The 18564-nt window shown below is 67.9% G+C and carries 16 protein-coding genes; 15 read left to right on the top strand and 1 reads right to left on the bottom strand.

Annotated features, from left to right (window positions below; genetic code table 11):
* Nucleotides 1-84: 84 nt before the first annotated feature.
* The 14 genes from FM113_RS14715 to FM113_RS14650 all read left to right on the top strand — a co-directional run bounded on the left by FM113_RS14715 (nucleotide 85) and on the right by FM113_RS14650 (nucleotide 14733).
* Nucleotides 85-312: a hypothetical protein gene (locus FM113_RS14715; RefSeq protein ID WP_087015578.1), complete on the top strand. Its 228-nt coding sequence runs from the start codon at nucleotides 85-87 to the stop codon at nucleotides 310-312.
* A gap of 44 nt (nucleotides 313-356) precedes the next feature.
* Complete coding sequence (alaS, locus tag FM113_RS14710) at nucleotides 357-3023, top strand: alanine--tRNA ligase (RefSeq protein WP_087015577.1); 2667 nt, start codon at nucleotides 357-359, stop codon at nucleotides 3021-3023.
* Nucleotides 3016-3519, top strand: coding sequence for a Holliday junction resolvase RuvX (gene ruvX, locus FM113_RS14705; protein WP_217896027.1), 504 nt, complete (start codon nucleotides 3016-3018; stop codon nucleotides 3517-3519). Before alaS ends, ruvX begins: the two co-directional genes overlap by 8 nt.
* The gene (mltG, locus tag FM113_RS14700) at nucleotides 3516-4613 is read left to right on the top strand and encodes an endolytic transglycosylase MltG (RefSeq protein WP_087015575.1); all 1098 of its coding nucleotides are present in this window, start codon (nucleotides 3516-3518) and stop codon (nucleotides 4611-4613) included. Before ruvX ends, mltG begins: the two co-directional genes overlap by 4 nt.
* A complete protein-coding gene (locus tag FM113_RS14695) occupies nucleotides 4614-5489 on the top strand; it encodes a shikimate dehydrogenase (RefSeq protein ID WP_087015574.1) in 876 nt (291 codons plus the stop codon).
* A 5-nt stretch (nucleotides 5490-5494) separates the two neighbouring features.
* Nucleotides 5495-6691, top strand: a complete 1197-nt coding sequence (gene aroC, locus FM113_RS14690) for a chorismate synthase (RefSeq protein ID WP_087015573.1) — start codon at nucleotides 5495-5497, stop codon at nucleotides 6689-6691.
* The gene (locus FM113_RS14685; protein WP_087015572.1) at nucleotides 6688-7428 is read left to right on the top strand and encodes a shikimate kinase; all 741 of its coding nucleotides are present in this window, start codon (nucleotides 6688-6690) and stop codon (nucleotides 7426-7428) included. Before aroC ends, FM113_RS14685 begins: the two co-directional genes overlap by 4 nt.
* Complete coding sequence (gene aroB / locus FM113_RS14680) at nucleotides 7428-8537, top strand: 3-dehydroquinate synthase (protein WP_087015571.1); 1110 nt, start codon at nucleotides 7428-7430, stop codon at nucleotides 8535-8537. The genes FM113_RS14685 and aroB overlap by 1 nt, the downstream gene beginning before the upstream one ends.
* Nucleotides 8538-8771: 234 nt before the next feature.
* Nucleotides 8772-9833 (top strand): ABC transporter substrate-binding protein, encoded by a 1062-nt coding sequence (locus FM113_RS14675; protein WP_176387250.1) that lies wholly within the window; start codon nucleotides 8772-8774, stop codon nucleotides 9831-9833.
* Nucleotides 9830-10594, top strand: a complete 765-nt coding sequence (locus FM113_RS14670) for an ABC transporter ATP-binding protein (protein WP_087015569.1) — start codon at nucleotides 9830-9832, stop codon at nucleotides 10592-10594. Before FM113_RS14675 ends, FM113_RS14670 begins: the two co-directional genes overlap by 4 nt.
* Nucleotides 10591-11427, top strand: coding sequence for an ABC transporter permease (locus FM113_RS14665; RefSeq protein ID WP_087015568.1), 837 nt, complete (start codon nucleotides 10591-10593; stop codon nucleotides 11425-11427). Before FM113_RS14670 ends, FM113_RS14665 begins: the two co-directional genes overlap by 4 nt.
* Nucleotides 11428-11444: 17 nt before the next feature.
* On the top strand, nucleotides 11445-12440 hold the full coding sequence (locus tag FM113_RS14660) for an Ldh family oxidoreductase (protein ID WP_087015567.1): 996 nt from the start codon (nucleotides 11445-11447) through the stop codon (nucleotides 12438-12440).
* Nucleotides 12437-13861: an acyl-CoA thioesterase/bile acid-CoA:amino acid N-acyltransferase family protein gene (locus FM113_RS14655; RefSeq protein ID WP_087015566.1), complete on the top strand. Its 1425-nt coding sequence runs from the start codon at nucleotides 12437-12439 to the stop codon at nucleotides 13859-13861. The genes FM113_RS14660 and FM113_RS14655 overlap by 4 nt, the downstream gene beginning before the upstream one ends.
* Entirely contained in the window at nucleotides 13861-14733 is an 873-nt protein-coding gene (locus FM113_RS14650) for a DUF1684 domain-containing protein (protein ID WP_087015565.1), read from the top strand. The genes FM113_RS14655 and FM113_RS14650 overlap by 1 nt, the downstream gene beginning before the upstream one ends.
* Nucleotides 14734-14855: 122 nt before the next feature.
* Here the strand turns inward: FM113_RS14650 and FM113_RS14645 are convergent, their stop codons facing one another.
* Nucleotides 14856-16349 (bottom strand): AAA family ATPase, encoded by a 1494-nt coding sequence (locus FM113_RS14645; RefSeq protein ID WP_087015630.1) that lies wholly within the window; start codon nucleotides 16347-16349, stop codon nucleotides 14856-14858.
* A 317-nt stretch (nucleotides 16350-16666) separates the two neighbouring features.
* On the opposite strand from FM113_RS14645, the gene FM113_RS14635 reads away from it, so the two are divergent.
* On the top strand, nucleotides 16667-18559 hold the full coding sequence (locus FM113_RS14635) for a vWA domain-containing protein (protein ID WP_087015564.1): 1893 nt from the start codon (nucleotides 16667-16669) through the stop codon (nucleotides 18557-18559).
* Nucleotides 18560-18564 lie beyond the last annotated feature (5 nt).

The raw sequence follows: 18564 nt of genomic DNA, 5'->3' as shown, positions 1-18564 counted from the left end.
GCTGGGAGAGTGTGACCCACTAAGCTTGAGGTTGCTTTCTGGTGCGGCTGTGCCGTGCTTGCTCGCCGAATGGAGGAATGAGACATGCGCAAGCTGACGTGGCTGGTGTCCGGAGCCGTATTGGGGTTCATTGCCGCACACTTCGTGAATCAGACGACCGAGGGACGCCGCTTCTTTGACCGCGTGAACCGCGGCATGAGCGAATTCAGTCGGGCGTTTACTTCGGGCTATGAGGCCGAGGCCGAGGCCGATGAAGCAGACGCCGATGCCGAACTTGAGGACGCGCTCCGCGGGCTCTCACAGAAGTCCTAACCGACACCCCCACCCCGCACCACCCAGACGTAGAAAGTACCCGGATGCAGACCGCTGAAATCCACCGCCGTTGGCTCGACTTCTTTGCAAAGCGCGGACACACAGTTGTGCCCTCCGCATCGCTTGTCAGCGACGATCCCAGCCTCATGTTCACGGTCGCGGGCATGGTCCCGTTCGTGCCGTACCTCTCTGGCCTGGTTCCCGCACCGTACCCGCGCGCGACGAGCGTGCAGAAGTGCATCCGGACGAACGACATCGAGGAGGTCGGTAAGACCCCGCGACACGGCACCTTCTTCCAGATGTGCGGCAATTTCTCCTTCGGAGACTACTTCAAGTCGGACGCGATCAAGTACGCGTGGGAGCTGCTCACCACGCCCGAGGCAGATGGCGGACTGGGGTTCGCGGCGAAGGATCTCTGGGTCACGATCTACGAAGAAGACGACGAGGCCTTCGCGCTGTGGAAGGAGCACTCGACGCTGCCGGACGAGCGGATCCAGCGCCTCGGCAAAGACACGAACTACTGGTCAACCGGTCAGCCGGGACCCGCCGGTCCGTGCTCGGAGATCTTCTTCGATCAGGGTCCGGAGTACGGGATCGACGGTGGCCCGATCACGGACGATGATCGCTACGTCGAGATCTGGAACCTCGTGTTCATGCAGTACGAGGTCGCTGATGTGAAATCGAAGACCGACTTCACGATCCTGGGCGAACTCCCGAAGAAGAACATCGACACCGGCATGGGTCTCGAGCGCGTCGCGTTCATCAAGCAGGGCGTGCAGAACATGTACGAGATCGATCAGGTGCGCCCGGTGCTCGACCGTGCCGCTGCGCTCGCGGGGAAGACGTACGGTGCAGACCACGCTGACGACGTTCGGTTGCGCGTGATCGCGGATCACGTGCGCAGCGGGCTGATGCTCATCGCCGACGGTGTAACACCCTCGAACGAGGGCCGGGGCTACATCCTGCGGCGCCTGCTGCGTCGCGTGATTCTGTCGATGCGACTGCTCGGCTTCGACGGGGCGAGCTTCGCTGAACTGTTCCCGGTCTCGCGCGACGCGATGCAGGGGGCCTATCCGGCGGTCGCCGAGAACTTCGATTTCATTTCGCGCGCCGCATACGCGGAGGAAAAAACGTTCCTGCGGACCCTTGCCTCGGGAATCCAGATCCTCGATACCGCGGTTGCGACCGCGAAGGGCGCGGCTACGACGGTTCCCGGCGACACCGCGTTCCTGCTGCATGACACGCACGGATTCCCGATCGAGCTGACGCTCGAGATCGCCGAGGAAGCGGGCGTCGCTGTCGATCGCGGCGTGTTCACCGAGCTCATGCAGGAGCAGCGCGATCGCGCGAAGGCCGACGCGAAGGCGAAGAAGGGCCAGCGCGCCGACCTGTCGGTCTACAAGGAGCTCCGCGGACTCGGAGAGACCCTCTTCACAGGCTACGACGAGCTGACCCACGAGAGCCGCGTGCTTGGCCTCGTTGTCGACGGTGTCGCCGTGCAGGAAGCCCGTGAGGGTGAGATCGCGGAGGTTGTGCTTGCCGAGACCTCGCTCTGGGCGGAATCGGGCGGCCAGGACTCGGATCAGGGTGTCATCGTGGGCGACGGTTTTGAGGCCGAGGTTCTTGACGTGCAGAAGCCTGTTCCCGGCCTTGTGGTGCACACAGTCAAAGTCACGGTCGGCACGATCGGGATCGATCAGCGCGCCGAAACCCGTGTTGACGCTGACTACCGCCGCGGTGCAACACAGGCCCACTCGGCCACGCACATCGTGCACGCCGCGCTGCGCGACGTGCTCGGCACCGGGGCTCATCAGACCGGCTCCTACAACAAGGCCGGCTACATGCGCCTCGACTTCGCGCACGGCGACGCGCTCTCGACGGAGACGAAGAGCGAGCTTGAGGAGATCTCGAACCTGGCGATCCGTTCCGACTACGACGTTGTCACCCGCGAAATGGGGATTGACGAGGCCAAGGCGATGGGTGCCATGGCGCTGTTCGGCGAGAAGTACGGCGACCGCGTCCGCGTCGTCGATATCGGGGGTGCGTGGTCGCGTGAACTCTGCGCGGGCACGCACGTCTCCAGCTCCGCCGAGGTCGGCATGATCAGCCTCGTGTCCGAGAGCTCGGTCGGATCCACGAACCGTCGCGTTGAATCCCTGGTGGGCATGGAGGCGTTCCGCAACTTCGCTGCCGAGCGCGCCATCGTGCAGCAGCTCATGGGCGGCTTGAAGGTGCCGCGCGCCGAACTTATCGGCCGCGTGCAGGATCTGGGTGCCCAGCTCAAGGCCGCCGAGAAGAAGATCGCGGCGTTCGAAGCGGCAAAGCTTGCCGAGCGCGTGCCGGAGCTGCTCGCATCAGCAGAAACGCTCGGCGACGTGCGCGTGGTCACCGCATCGCTCGGCACAGTGGGGTCCGCCGACGACATTCGTGGACTCGCCCTGCAGCTGCGCGAACGCCTGTCGAGTGAGGCCGGAGTAGTGGTCCTCGCGGGCGAGGCCGCGGGCAAGCCCGTCGTGATCGCAGCGACAACCGAGGGTGCCCGCACCGCCGGCGTGCGCGCAGGCGACCTCGCGAAGCTGGGTGCCAAGGTGCTCGGTGGGGGCGGTGGCGGCAAGCCCGATCTCGCTCAGGGCGGTGGCACGGATCCGGCGCAGATTGACGCGGCGCTCGCGGAGATCCGCCGCACAATCGGAGGCGCAGCGGGTGCGTAGCGGCGTGCGGCTCGGGATCGACGTGGGGAAGGCCCGCATTGGGGTGGCGCGGAGTGACCTGCACGGGATGCTCGCGACCCCTGTCGAAACCGTGCCGCGTGATCCCGAGGCTCGCGAGGACATCGCGCGCCTCCTCGGGATCGTCGGCGAGCTCGACGTCTTCGAAGTGATCGTGGGCCTGCCGCTGAACATGCGCGGAGAACACACGCTCTCGACCGATGATGCGACCGGATTTGCGGATCGCCTCGCGGCGCAGCTCGCCGCGAGTGCCAGGCCCGTTCCGGTCCGTCTCGTGGACGAACGACTCTCGACAGTGTCGGCTCAGGGGCAGCTGCGCCAGGCCGGCAAGAAAACAAAACAGACCCGATCCATCATTGATCAGGCCGCTGCGGTGGTGATCCTGCAGCACGCACTCGACAGCGAGCGGGCTCAGGGCACCGCGCCGGGGCGCGCTGTGGCACCGACACACGCCGACGCAGAGGAGAACGACGTATGAATGCACGCACTCGTGGGGAATCAGCGGGAACCGGCAAGAAAATCGTCATCTCACTCATCGTCACTGTCGTGCTGCTCGGCGGGCTCGCCGCCGCGGGAACCTATCTGTGGTCCCAGTTCGGCACGCAGATTTCGCTCATGATGGGCTGGACCACAAACGACTACGAGGGCCCCGGATCCGGCGACACCATCGTGGTGATCACCGAGGGCGAGATCGGCGAGGACATCGCGGCAAGCCTCGCGGAGGCAGACGTGGTGAAGACGTCGGAGGCGTTCTATCAACTGCTGTTGGCGCAGGATCCCGCCGTCGACTTCCTCCCGGGTTCGTACAGGCTCAAGTTGCAGATGAGCTCGCAGGGCGCGCTTGATGCGCTGCAGGATCCCGCGAACAAGATGCAGCTCACCGCGATGATCCCCGAGGGGAAGACCGTGGGGCAGACGATCGAGCTGATCGCGGCCGGCGCAGACATCCCCCTCGCGGAACTCGAAGCCGCGATCGCGGATCCTGCCGCGTTTGGACTCCCCGCTGGCGTGGACAGCCTCGAAGGGTGGCTGTTCCCGGCGACCTACGAGTTCGAAGAGGACACCACCGGTGCCGAAGCGATCCAGCGACTTGTCGACCAGCAGCGCGCAGTCCTCGACGAGTTTGGCGTGGCCGAAGCTGATCGGGAACGGGTCCTGAACATTGCCGCAATGATCCAGCGTGAGGGCGGCCGCATTGAAGACTTCGGCAAGGTCTCCCGCGTCATCCAGAACCGGCTCGACCAGGGCATGAAACTGCAGATGGACTCCACGGCGCAGTACGGCATGGGGCAGCACGAGGACGGCTCGGTGTGGTCCACCGACGAGGCGCTCTCCGACGACAATCCCTGGAACACCTACGTGCAGGAGGGGCTGCCCAAGGGTCCCATTGCGAACCCGGGCCGCGACGCAATCTCTGCGGCACTGAACCCTGAAGCGGGGGACTGGCTTTACTTCGTGGCGATCAACCTTGACACGGGGGAGTCCGCGTTCAGCGCGAACCAGGAGCAGCACGACGCCGCCGTGGGGCAGCTCAACGAGTGGTGCGCGGCAAACCCGGGGAAGGGCTGCTAAATGCCGGGTCGGCCGGCGGTGCCGGAGCGGCTGGCGGTGCCAAGTCAGCTGGCCGTGCTCGGCTGGCCGATCGCGCACTCGCTGTCGCCGCGAATCCACCGGGCCGCATATGAGGTGCTTGGCCTGCCCTGGCGCTACTCGGCGGTGCGCTGCGCGGTGCCCGAGCTAGAGGGGTTCCTCGCCGGCCGCGGGCCGGAGTGGCGGGGATTCTCGGTGACGATGCCCCTCAAGGAAGCGGCACATCGACTCGCCACGACGCTGGATCCGATCGCGCAGGTGAGCGGTGTGGTGAATACCCTGATCCGGCGACCCGATGGCACCGGCTGGGACGGGGCCAACACCGATGTTGCCGGGCTGGCGGCCGCGATCGCCGGTGCCAACCTTGACGCCACGCGCACCGTGGTGCTCGGTACCGGTGCCACCGCGGTATCCGCCGTTCTCGCGGCGCAGGCACTTGGTGCAGAACATGTGTGGGTCGCCGGGCGCAACGCCGAGTCGGCGGGGGCGATCCGGGATCGGCTCGCGGCGCGTGGTGCGGTGACGCCAGTGGGCCCCGCCGATCCAGCGCTTGACCACGCCGATGCCACTCTGATCATCGCGACGCTCCCCGGGCCGGTGGGCCACGCGCTGCCCGTGCCTGACGCCCTCTTCGGGGTCCCGCTCTTCGACGTTGCCTACGATCCGTGGCCGTCACCCCTCGCGGGGCGCTGGGAGGCTGCTGGGGGGGCCGCCCACCCAGGTACGGCAATGCTCATCGAACAAGCGATTGTGCAGATTCGCCTCTTTCGGGGCGGCGATGCGGCAACGCCGATGACGCAGGAAGACGCAGTGCGCGCCGCGATGCGCGCGGCAATCACGCCCGATATGGGAGGATAGTCGGTATGCTGCGTTGGCTTACCGCTGGAGAATCCCACGGCCCCGAACTGATCGCTGTCCTCGAGGGCCTCCCCGCCGGGGTCCCCGTCTCTCTTGAAGAGATCCGGGCTGACCTCGCGCGGCGCAAGCTCGGCTATGGCCGTGGCTCGCGCATGAAGTTCGAACAGGACGAGCTGAACGTCTCGGGCGGTGTGGTCCAGGGCGTGTCCATTGGCGGCCCCGTTGCCATCCGGATCGGCAACACCGAGTGGCCCAAGTGGTCCGAGGTGATGTCGGCCGAGCGGACCGAACTTTCCGAGAAGTCTCGCGGCCGCGGTGCCCCGCTGACGCGTCCTCGCCCCGGACACGCCGACCTGGCAGGCATGCAGAAGTACGGCTTCGATGAGGCGCGTCCCGTGCTCGAGCGCGCGAGTGCCCGTGAAACCGCAGCACGTGTCGCCCTGGGTGCTGTTGCGCGTGCGTTCCTCGCAGAGCTGGGGATCGGGCTCGTCAGCCACACAGTGTCGCTCGGCGACATCGCGGTTCCCGCGGGCGGCGCACTGCCGCGACCCACGGACACGCCAGCGCTCGACGCGGATCCGCTGCGCTGCTTCGACGCCGCAACGAGCGCGCGCATGGTCGCGGAGGTCGACGACACGAAGAAGTCCGGCGACACGATTGGCGGCATCGTTGAGGTGCTCGCCTACGGTCTGCCGCCCGGGCTTGGATCCTACGTACACTGGGACCGGCGCCTCGACTCGCGTCTTGCCGGTGCTCTCATGGGGATTCAGGCGATCAAGGCCGTGGAAGTTGGCGACGGCTTCGAGACAACGCGCCGCCGAGGATCGGCGGCGCACGATGAGCTGCATATCGCGGACGGTCAGATCGCCCGTGAGACCGGTCGTGCCGGCGGCATCGAGGGCGGCATGACCACCGGCCAGGTACTTCGCGTACGCGCCGGGATGAAGCCCATCGCCACGGTGCCGCATGCGTTGCCGACGATTGACGTCGCCACTGGCGAAGAAGCGAAGGCACACCACCAGCGCTCCGACGTCTCCGCGGTTCCGGCCGCCGGTGTAGTCGCTGAGGCCATGGTCGCGCTTGTGCTCGCGGATGCTGTCACCGAGAAGTTCGGCGGCGACAGCGTTGCGGAGACGAAGCGAAACCTGGAATCCTACCTCGCGGCGATCCCCGAGCGGTTGTCGACCGTCATCGAGTCGTGACCAGGCATCGCCGGGCCGGACGGATCGCGGGCCCGCCCGCGGCCGCGCCGAAGCCCGCGCCGCCCACCACCCCGGAGCTGCAGCACCCGACCGAACCCATCGGCTTGATCCCGCAGTCCCCGCGTGGCAGCGGACGACCGCGGCGTCGTCGTCGGCGGCGCTCCGGGGCGAAGCTGCCGGATCGCGCGGTCGTGTTTGTCGGCCCGATGGCCGCTGGGAAGACGAGCCTCGGCAAGCGCGTTGCGCGTGAACTCGGCATTCCGTTCGTGGACTCCGACGCCGTGTTTGTGCGCGCCCACGGGGCGATCACCGACTTCTTCGCGAAGCACGGCGAGTCTGAGTTTCGGCGGATCGAGGCCGAGGTGATTGCGGCCGAACTCGCCGCTCCGGGCGCGCGGATCCTTGCCCTCGGCGGGGGTGCCGTGCTGACCGAGAGCACGCGGGAGCTGCTCTCGGGGTACCCGGTTGTACTTCTCATGACGACGCAGGAAGCCGTGCTCCGCACGGCAAACATCCAGCGCCGGCCGTTGCTCCGTGACGATCCCGAGGCGTGGGGTCGGATCCTCGCCGAGCGCCGGCCGCTCTACGAGGAGGTCGCCGACGTGACCTACCGCACCGATCGTGCCACCAAAGAACAACTCGCGCGCCGCGTCGCCCAGTGGGCGCGCAGCTTCCGGAAGACGCGCGAACCGAAGCGAACAGACGGCGACACCGCGCCGTCGAACAGGAGCGAATGATGACCGACGCACCCGCACAGGCGGCAGACGAGCAGCCGGTGACCGAGATCAAGGTCACGGGGGAGAGCAACTATACGATCACCGTGGGTCGCGGCATCCTGGGCCGCGTGCCCGCAGTGCTCGGCGATCGCGTCGCCAAGATCCTGATCGTGCACACGCCGACGGTGGGCCGCGTCGCGACCGAACTGCGTGATGCACTCCAGGAGCGCTACGAACAGGTGCTCCTCGCCGAGGTGCCCGACGCGGAGTCGGCCAAGCGCATCGAGGTCGCGGCGTTCTGCTGGCAGATCATGGGCCAAGCGGACTTCACGCGCACCGACGCCGTGATTGGCCTCGGCGGCGGTGCCGTCACCGACCTCGCGGGCTTCGTGGCCTCGACGTGGCTGCGCGGGGTCTCACTGGTGCAGATCCCGACAAGCGTGCTTGGCATGGTCGACGCATCCGTGGGTGGCAAAACCGGCGTCAACACCACCGAGGGGAAGAACCTCGTGGGTACGTTCTATGCCCCCACCGGCGTCATCTGTGACCTCGACCTCGCGGCCAGCCTGCCACGCAACGAGATCCTCGCGGGCTTCGCGGAGATCGCGAAGTGCGGCTTCATCGCCGAACCCGAGATCCTTGATCTGCTCGAAGCCGACGTCGACCGGGCGACGGATCCGGCGTCGGCGGAGTTCCGCCGCCTTGTTGAACTCGCCATCGGGGTGAAGGCTCGCGTCGTATCCGAGGACTTCCGCGAGGGCGGCCTGCGGGAGATCCTGAACTACGGCCACACACTCGGCCACGCGATCGAACACGCGGAGCGCTACCAGTGGCGTCACGGCGTTGCGATCTCGATCGGCATGATGTACGCCGCGGAGCTCGGCCGCATGGCCGGTGCACTCTCGGATGCCGCGGTCGACCGTCACCGTGCGATCCTGTCCTCGCTGACGCTGCCGCTGAACTACCCGGCCGGCCGCTGGCCCGGCTTGCTCGCGACGATGCAGCGCGACAAGAAGGCTCGCGCCGGGATGCTGCGCTTCATCGTGCTCGACGAGATCGGGAAGCCGCGCGTACTCGCCGGCGTCGACGATTCGATGCTGCAGTTCGCGTACCAGGAGATCGCCAACTGACCCCTGAGCCACGAAACGACCCCGAAATCACGCGAAATCGCGCGGTTTTGGGGTCGTTTCGTGGTTTTGGGGTCGTTTCGGGGGGCCGCAGCCGGGGCGACAGCCGGGGGTGGCAGCCGCGCGCGGTGTGACCGAATGTGACGGCGCATTCCGCACAGCGAAACGCCAACCCGATAGATTGGCGGAATGACCGGCAACAGGGCCGGCACGTGTGTGAATTTCCGGGAGCCCCTCATGAGTCTTCGTCGTCGTTTCACTGGAGGTCTGGCGCTCATCGCCGGTGCCGCTCTGCTCACCGGCTGCGCCACGGGCGCCGCGCCCGAGGGCAGCGGTGACGTCGCCGATGCGCCGAAGATCACCTTCCTGTACTCACCGTACGCCGACTATGCACCGTTCTTCCTCGCGGAGGAGAAGGGGTACTTCGAGGACGCCGGGGTCGACGTAGAACTGATCTCGAAGAGCGGCAGCTCGGGGGAGACGTACCAGCAGGTGAGCACTGGCAGCATCACCGCCGGCGGCGCGACCTGGGGTGCGGGCCTGTTCAACGCCACCGAGGCGGGTGCCTCACTTTCAGTGATCGCGAGCGTCTCACGAATCCCCGAAGAGGGGAAGAACCCGGCACCGCTCATGGCTTCGGAACAGTCCGGGATCACCGACGCGAAGGACTTGAAGGGCAAGAAGATCGGCATCCCCGGTGATGGCGGCTTTGGTATCTACTCCGTGAACCTCGCCCTCGAATCGGTGGGGCTCAGCCTTGACGATGTCGAGCTTGTGAACCTCACCCCGGGCGACATTCCTCCCGCCCTCGCGAACGGCTCGATCGACGCGAGCTGGACAATCGAACCGATCTCCTCCGCGATCACGGACAAGAAGATCGGGCACGAGCTGCTCGACGTCAGCTACCAGGCCGGCGTTGAGCTCGGTGCCCTCGCGTTCAACACCGAGTACGTCGAGAAGTACCCGGAGGCGGTCACCGCGTTCACCGCGGCGTATCTCCGCGCCGTTCAGGAGCTCGAGGCCGGCGGCTGGAACCATCCCGCATCGCAGGAGATCATCGCCGAGTACACGGAGCTCCCGGTGGAGACGCTTGCGTCTATCGGTCTGACCGTGCAGGACCCCGAGGGTGCGATCGACTGGAGCGATGTGGAGCGCCAGGAACAGTTCTTCCGGGATCGCGACACCCTCGAATTTGAGGGCAAGTCCTCGATCAAGGACATCTTCCGCGCGGACATTCTCGCCGACGCCGTGGCGCAGGCGGGCGACGCCGCGGAGTCCTCGGACACCGACGCCAAATGACGGGCATCTCAATCCGGAACCTCTGGAAAGCGTTCCCTAACGCGGAGGCGAGCGGTGAAGTGCTCGTGGCCGTGCAGGACGTTTCGCTCGAGGTCGCCGAACGCGAGTTCGTGTGTGTGCTCGGCCCCTCTGGCTGTGGCAAGAGCACGCTCCTGCGCGTGGCGGCGGGGCTCGAACAGCCGAGCCTGGGCACCGTGGAGACCCAGAGTCGCCCGTCAGTCGTGTTCCAGGAGCACGGCGTCTTTCCCTGGCTCACCGTGGCCGAAAACGTCGCCTACCCGCTGAAACTTCGGCGGGTCCCGAAGGCACAGCGGCGTGAGCGGGTCGCCGAGCTGCTGGAGCTCGTGGGGCTCACCGACTTTGCGAGTTACTTCCCGTCGCAGATTTCGGGTGGCATGCGTCAGCGCACCTCGGTGGCGCGGGCGCTCGCGGATGACGGCAATGTGCTCCTGATGGACGAGCCGTTCGGTGCACTTGACGAGCAGACGCGCGTCGCGCTCCAGCAGGAACTGCTGCGGATTTGGGAACAGACCTCGAAGTCCGTGCTGTTCATCACGCACAGCGTCGATGAGGCGCTGACCCTCGCGGATCGGGTGGTGGTCATGTCGCATCGGCCTGGCCGGATTATCGCCGATATCGAAATTCCGTTCGGCCGGCCCCGGGATATCAAGGAGCTCCGGCGGGATCCCCGCTACGGCGAGATCACTGTGCAATTGTGGGATCTGCTCGAGCAGCAGCCCGACGAGGAGGAGGCCGCGTGAGCGCCGAAGCGCAGGCGGGTGTCCCCGCCGTCCCGGCCGATATCGAGCGTCAGCTCGCCGCGGCCGTGCAGCAGGAGAAGGGCTCGCGCTGGACGCGCCGGATCGGGCCGTACACGCCCATCCTCCTGATCTTGGTCTGGGAACTGCTGAGCCGCGTTGGGGTGCTTGACGTCCGGTTTTTCCCGGCACCGAGCTCAATCATTGAGACGTTTGTAAAGATGCTGCTCGACGGGGTTTTGCTCGAGCACACCGCGATGACACTCTCTCGTATTCTCATTGGCTTTGTGCTGGGAGCTGTACCGGGCGTGCTATTGGGGGTCCTGCTGGGCTCCGTGCGCCCGCTACGCCAGTTGCTCGAACCGATCTTTGCGAGCCTGCTCCCGATCCCGAAGGTCGCGATCTTCCCGCTCCTGCTGCTCATTTTTGGGCTGGGCGAGACGAGCAAGTACGTGATCGTCGCCATCGGCGTGTTCTTCTACCTGTTTTTCAACACAATGAGTGGGGTCATGCAGACGCCGCCGCTGCTGAACGACGTCGCGCAGGCGAACGGGGCGACACGCGTGCAGCGTTGGTTCACTGTGTCTTTCCCGTACGCGCTGCCCTCGATCTTCACGGGGCTCAAACTCGCCACGGGCGGGGCCTTTGTGATCATCGCCGCCTCCGAGTTCGTGGGTTCCCAAAGCGGGCTTGGGTACCTCATCTGGAGTTCCTGGTCCACTTTCGCGGTGTCAAAGATGTACGTGGGCATCGTGACAATCTCAATCCTGGGCTACGCCGCAACCTCGCTTGAGGGCTTCATCGAGCGTCGTGTGGTCCCCTGGGTGAAGTACTGAGCGGGGACTCGTTCACCATGCAGGACACAAATACGCTCCCCGCTGGGGAGCTGCACCGGGCCCTTGTCGTTGCCCTCGTTGCCGCGACCGGCGACGCCGGATCGACCGGGGCGACGCACGCGGACACTGAGCGGGCCGCCCTGTGGCTCACCCAGGCGGAGCAGCTCGGCCTGCCCGGGTTCGGCGTCGCCATGCTGCTGCGAGATCTGGAGCGTATGGCCGCCCCGGTCGGCGCGGCCGCAGATTCCCCGGTTCCGGCACCGATCGCGGCGCTCGATGCCACCGGCGTGCCTGGCCCACTCGCCTTGGCGACAGCCACGCGACTCGCAGGAGCTGCCGCGCGGACGCACGGCGTCGGCGTCGTTGGAATCCGCAACGTGGGGGCCCTCGGTATCCTCGGCTTCGCGGCGCGCGACCTCGCAGCAGACGGTGCAGTTGCACTCGTCGCCGCTCAGGCACCGGCAAAGGTCGCGCCGTGGGGCGGCACTTCTCCGGCAATCGGGACCAACCCGCTCGCGGTCGCGGCACCGCGTGCAGCTGAGGCACCACTCGTTGCGGACTTCGCGACCGCGCCGATCACACAGGCAGCTCTGGCGGCTCATCGCAACCGCGGCACGCCGCTTCCCGCGGGGATCGCGCTCGACGCGGCGGGTGAGCCTGCGCTCGACGCCGGACATGTCGCTACGATCCTGCCAGAGAGCCTGCTGGGCTCTCTCGGCGGCTTTCTCGTTGAGATCATCGCCGGGATCGCCGTGGGCGGCCGCGGACCGGCGGGAGCGCCCGCGAGTGGCCGCGGCGCGTTTGTGCTCGCGCTCGATCCGGCTCGTGCGGGTGGCGACAGTGCGGCGCTCGATAGCGTCCAGCTGGCCGCGGACTGGCGCGCGGCGGGTGGGCACGTTCCCGCCCGTTTCGACGCGCTTCCGTTCGGGGAGTCCGCGCCGAGCGGCCAGGTCACCGTCACGACTGAGAGTCTTGCGGCACTTCGCGCTCTCGCGAGCGGAGCACAGCGATGAACGCGGCGCCGCACCTCACTGTCAGCCCGGAATCCGGGCTGCTCTCCGAGCGGCGGCGGATCAGCGTTGCCGGTGCGGTACCTGGCTCGCTTGTCACGCTCCGCGCGGAAACCGTCCGTGGTGCCGAAACTTGGGCCGCGCAGGCGAGCTACCTTGTCGACGCCGACGGTGCTGTCGATCTCGACGCGTCTGCGCCGGTCTCAGGCGACTTCCGGGTGCCGGATGCGATGGGGCTATTCTGGGCGCAGGCGCGGGTGACCGCGCACGGCGGCAGTTCCGAACCGCAGGACGTCACGGTCCCGCTCGTGACGCGGCTGCGCGCGTGGGGCGAACCCGGGACAGGCGTCCTCGATACGCCCGCGAGTGCTGCCCCGGGTGCGGCTGTGCCGGCGTCTTCCGGCCCCGAGACCGCGTCCGAAGTGCGCGTAGAGCAGCACCTGCTTGCCGCTGGCGTGACCCGCACCGAATTGCGTGAGGACGGCCTCGTCGGCACGGTCTTCCGACCGGTGGGCCGCGGCCCGTTCCCGACGATCATCGTGATGAACGGCTCCGGCGGCGGGATCAACGAGGCTCGGGCGGCCCTCTATGCCGCGGCGGGGATTCAGGCGCTCGCGCTCGGCTACTTCCGCGCGCCCGGCCTGTCGCACTTCATCTCGCGCACGCCGCTCGAGTACTTCGAGCGTGCGCTTGCCTGGACGCAGCGCGAACTCGATCCGCTCGGCGGTGCGCCGCTTGTCAGCGGGCAGTCGCGCGGCGGCGAGCTGACGCTGCTGCTCGCCTCCCGGTTCCCCGAGCAGATTCTTGGCGCGGTCGCGTTTGTGCCGGGCGCGTTTGTGTTTGGCGCGCAGGGTGCCGCCGACCCAGCCGACGGCTGGGACGGCCCCACTTGGACCGTTGACGGAGAACCGCTTGAGTACCTCTGGCACAACAACGCGGGTGTCACCTGGCAACCCTGGAACGATGCACCGCCTCCCGCACGGCACTCTGACGTCTACGTCGATGGGCTGCATGACCGGGACCTCGCCCGTGCGAGCCGGATCCCCATTGAACAGTTTCCGGGACCGGTGCTCTGCGTATCTGGGCTTGACGATCGCGCCTGGCCGTCGAGCTACGCGTCGCGGCTCGCCCTTGACACGCTTGCCCGTCACGGGCACGCCGCCGAACGACAACACCTCGACTACGTTGATGCGGGTCACGGAATCACGATCCCGCACCTGCCGAGCACCGAGATCGCCCGTACACACCCGGTTTCCGGGGTGAGCTACTCGAACGGCGGCACCCCCTGGGGCAACGCTCGGGCGAGTGCGGATTCCTTTGCCGAGGTGTGCGCGTTTGTGCGGCGCACCGTCGCTGCCAACACCGTCGCTGCCAACACCGCGGCACACCCCACCGAACTTTCCCCACGAACGAAGGAGCAGTAATGCCGACGACTGAGCATCTGGCAGGGCAATGGCGCGAGTGGCGCCACACCCGAGTCGCGGAGCTGACACGGCCCTATGGCTGGACCGCGCTTGTGGCGCAGTACTGGCTGCACGAGGGCACCTCGGAGAAGGCGCTCGACGGACTCCCCGGCACCTGGGCCGTCGCTGACGGCCGCGTGATCTTCACCCCGCCGGCCGCGGGGCCAAACCTGTCGGTGAACGGCGAGTACCCGACGGGCCCGGTCGAGATCCCGACTGGCCGCAATCAGACCTACGGTCACGGTGGCAGTGTGCCCGTCTATTTCGGCGATCGCGAGGTTGAAACGGTGCCGCGCACGAACGACGCGGGGGACCGGATCCTCGGGGTGCGCGTGCGCGACCCGCATGTCTCGGTGGGTGCCTCGGAGATCGGGCTGACCGCCTTCGACTACGATCCCGCCTGGCGAATCCCGGCGGTGTTCACGCCGGCGGAGCGCAACGATGTTGAGGCGGTCACTGTCGAGACCGGCGTGCGCGAGACGACAACGCAGATCGGCACGCTCGCCTTCGCGCACGAGGGGGCTGAGTATGAGCTTGTCCTCATTGGGAAGGACGCCGCCCACGGCGTGCAACCCGTTGCGCACGTGCGGGACCGCACGAGCGGACCGATCAGTTACGGTGCGGGCCGCGTCATCGAGCTGCAATTCTCGGAGGACGGGGAAGGACGTATTGACTTCATCGACTTCAACTACGCCCACGCGCTACCCTGCGCGGTCACGAACTTCGTGACCTGTCCGCTGCCGCCCGCGCAGAACACGCTCGACTTTGAGGTGCTCGCCGGCGAGAAGAAGCCCGAGCACGACGTGGCCCGTGTGCTGACGTACGAGGCGTAGGACGGTAGCCTCGCTCCGCCCCACAGAACCGACCCCCCAAGTACACAACCGACCCGTTACTCGCGGAAGCCTCTGCGAGTAACGGGTCGGTTATGTAGTAACGGGTCGGTTCTGCCGGTCGCTCAGCGCAGCTGGAAACCTTGACCCTCGAGGATCAGGGCGAGCACCCGCCGATCCTCGCGGTGCATGACGCCCTCCACGAAGCGTGACAGGGCGTGGTCGAGAGAAACCGACCCCGCGCTCCCGGTGACCTTCTGCACAATGGCGACGAGCGTGCGCGGGGCGAGCACCGACTCTTCGAGTCCGGGCCGGCCGTCGATCTCGCGCTCGGCACTGACATAGTCGCCAAAGCCGCCGCTCGCCGCACCAGCGAACACCTGCTGGCTGATGAACGCGGCACGCGCGACCCGTTCGAGAGCGTCCGCGGACCACTCCCGAGGCAGTTCGCCGCGCTCGTCGACAATGGCTGCGGCCGCGAGCAGCGCATTCTCCGCTGGGTACGCTTCGAATGCGATGCCGGTATCGGGGTAGTGCACACGGTAGCTGTTTGCGCCGAATCGGTTCACGAGCTCGGCGCTGAGCCTGTCAACGCCGCGGTAGCGATGCGGGGTTTGCTCATTGGCGGTGGCCAGGACGGCGAAGCCCTGCGCGATGCGCACCGCGCGCCCCGCGTCTTCCTGCACGCCGAGCGTGTCGCCGGGGCGCAGTTGCAAGATCCGGTTCAGTCGCTTCAGGAACTCCGGCGGCATCGCGTTGACCTCGTCGAGAATCACCGGACGGCCCTCGGTCATGGCGCGCAGGAGCGGGCCGGGGGTGAAGACGCTGACGGTGGCGCCGTCCTGGGCGCGCAGCTCGTGCGTGCCGATGAGCTGGGCTGAGGTGATGTCGCCGTAGCCGGACACAAGTTCGGGCTCGCGGCCGAGCACGGTGCGCGAGAGGTGCTCCGCCAGCGCGGTCTTCGCGCCGCCGGTTTCGCCGAGCAAGAGCACCGGGTTGCCACGGTGTAGCGCCGGTGCGGCCTCGGCGATGATTCCCCGCATCTGCCCGGTGAGGAGCAGGCCGTCGCGGAGCTGGCGGCGGGCCTCACGCAGGCGCAGGGTGCCGTGTGCGGCGAGGGCGGTGTCGTGCCCGCCCTCGCCCAGCCCCAGAGCGACGCTGGGGGACTCGCTCGGCCCGCTCGGCCCGCTCGGCCCGCTCGGCCCGCTCGGCCCGCTCGGCCCGCTCGGCCCGCTCGGCCCGCTCGGCCCGCTCGGCCCGCGGAGCTCGGCCGCCCGTGCGCGTTCGCCCGCTGTCAGCGAGCGGCCCTGCGCGATTGCATCGGCAACAATGGCCTCCGCTGCGGCACTGCGTGCCCGGTCGTCGAGCTCGGCTTGCCGTTCGTGTACGGCGAGCCGAAGCGCGCTGGCGCGGTCGTCGAGCGCGCGAGCGATGAGGTCACGGTGCTCAGGCTCCGCCATGATCTCGGCCAGCCTGGCATCGAGCCTGTCGAGGTCCGCGCTGTGCAGATCGCGCGACGCGTGGCCGGTGCTGAGCTCGCGTGCGCGTCGAACCCGGCGGCGTTCGGCGGCTAGTTCCCGCGCCTCGGCGAGGACCGGGTGAGCGTCAAAGGAGAGCATGATTGTCACGCTATCACTCGGGTGAGCTGTGCCGGGCCGGTTCGGGCTGTGGCGCGAGCAGTGGTGCGGGCCGTGGTGCGGGCCATGGTGCGGGCCATGGTGCGGGCCGTGGTGCGGGCCGTGGTGTGTGCAGTGGCTCTTGGAGTTCGTGCGGCGGCCCCCGCGGACCGACGCACTTCAATGCATATCATGCATAGATGCTCCGGTAGTGCCCAAGTCTGATGCATGAATGCTCTTCCGGCGCGGTGCAGCCCAGATGGCGACGGCCACGCCTGTGCCGTGCTGGTGGCCCCCGACCCCAGCGCTAGGGTGAGTGCATGGACTCGAGAGAGCGTGAGGCACAGCGCCGGGGCGAGCTGCGTGCTCGGTTGCACGCGGCGGGCGCGGTCCTCGGCGTACCCGTGGAGGTGACCGAAGAAGCGGAGTGGGAACTCGTGGATGGGACACTTCGCGTCGGGCTCGGATGGTACGGAACTCGCGGTCACGGGGACACGGAGGCCGTCGCCCTTGCGCTGCTGCATCTGTGGGAAGGTCCGCGCAGTGAACTCACCGAGGCCACGCGAGCGCGCCGTGTCCGATCGATTGCGGCCCTCCGACCCGAAACCGAACCGCTGCTGCGCGCCGTACTCCGGTTGCAATCGGCAGCGGAGCTTATTGCTGCGTTCCCCGGGCTGCGGGAACCGCTCGCAGTGGCGCTCGCGCGCGGCCTGCCAGCTGAGGTGCGGTCCTTGCCGCGACACTTGCAGTGGGTGACGGAGATTCTACGCCGCGGCGGATCCGCGGGAATCGGTGACGCCGGTGCGGTGATCGACGTCGACCCCGAGGTTCAGCACGAACTCACCCAGCTCGCGGCGCGGGGCGACGGGAGTTTCGACCCGCTGCGACGGGTACTCGCGCCGGACCCCAGCCGATCCGCGCTGCAGCGCACTGAACGCGCGCTGGCCCTCTTACTTCCGAGCTATGACGCGCTGCGGGCGCGCGATGCGGCAGACCGCGGTCTCGACGTGGCGGGTGACGGAGCAGATCCGGATCCCGGAGATTCCGGGTCGGCGCTTGAGACCGGGGCAGGCGCGGCCGGCGCCGACGCGTCACCAGGCGATGCGCCGGATCAGTCGGATGCTGCTCCTGACGCGGCTTCAGCGGATGAGCAGGAGAGCGCGCGACCCGGTGAGGGAAGCGATTCCGCCGAGGGGGCGGACCTCTTTGCTGCCGAACACGCGGGCTTTGTTGAGTCGATACTGAACACCCCGATGCCGGCGTCCGGCGCGCTGCTCGACGGCATCGTGGAGCAGGGGCTTGAAGCCGTCGCCGACGCGGCGCACGATGACCGGGACCCGGGGAGCGCCGGAGGCGGGGACGCCCGGGGTGGCAGCACGGCGCTCGCGGCTTACCGAAGCCGGGCCGCAGTGCTCGCGCCCGCCATCGAAGCGATGCGCGAAGTGTGGTCCAGGGTCATCGCTGAGCGTGTGGCGCGCCGCCCGGCGCTGAGCCGCCGCGCGGAGCCCGAGGGCGACGAACTCGCGACCGATGCGCTGCCCGCAGCGATCGCCGAGGTCCTTGCCGGGGTAGCTCGGCCGCGTGCGTACCGTCGCCGTGTTTCCCGCCCCCGCCCGACACGTCGCGCCGGGAACACCGACTACGTGTTCCTGATCGATCGATCCGCGTCGATGCAGGGGCGGATCGCGGCCGCCGCCTCTGACGCAATGCTGATTTTGCTCGAGGCGCTCAGCGGGGTGGAGCGGGACGTGCAGCACGCCGAACGCGCTCTGGGCAGCAGTCTTGAGCTCGACGTGCGCACGGCGTTGCTCGTGTTCGACGCCGAGGTGGAAGTTGTGAAGCCGCTCTCAAGCGGTCTCGACGATGCGGTTCGTCGCCGCCTCGACGCGGCGATCCGCACTCCACAGGGCTCCACCAATGATGGGGCGGCGCTCCGGGCAGCGGCGGAACAGCTGGGTGCGGTCGGTGGCGAGGAGGGGGACGGACAGCAACGTCGGCGCATCGTCTTTCTCATGAGCGACGGTGGATCGAACGATCCGGTCGCGGCCGCCCGCGAATTGCGCGCACTCCGGCAGCTCGGCGTGCGGGTCGTGGGCTGTGGCTTCGGCAGCGACGAGATGACCAACCGCTACGCTCCGGACGGCCGTCGGGTCGACGATCCTGCGCGCCTCGCGGAGACACTGAGCACGGTGATCGTGGATGAGCTACCGTGAGGAGC

Origin of the sequence: Leucobacter sp. 7(1) (assembly GCF_900163635.1) — a bacterium.
GTDB lineage: Bacteria > Actinomycetota > Actinomycetes > Actinomycetales > Microbacteriaceae > Leucobacter.
This window is presented reverse-complemented; position numbering and strand designations above follow the sequence as displayed.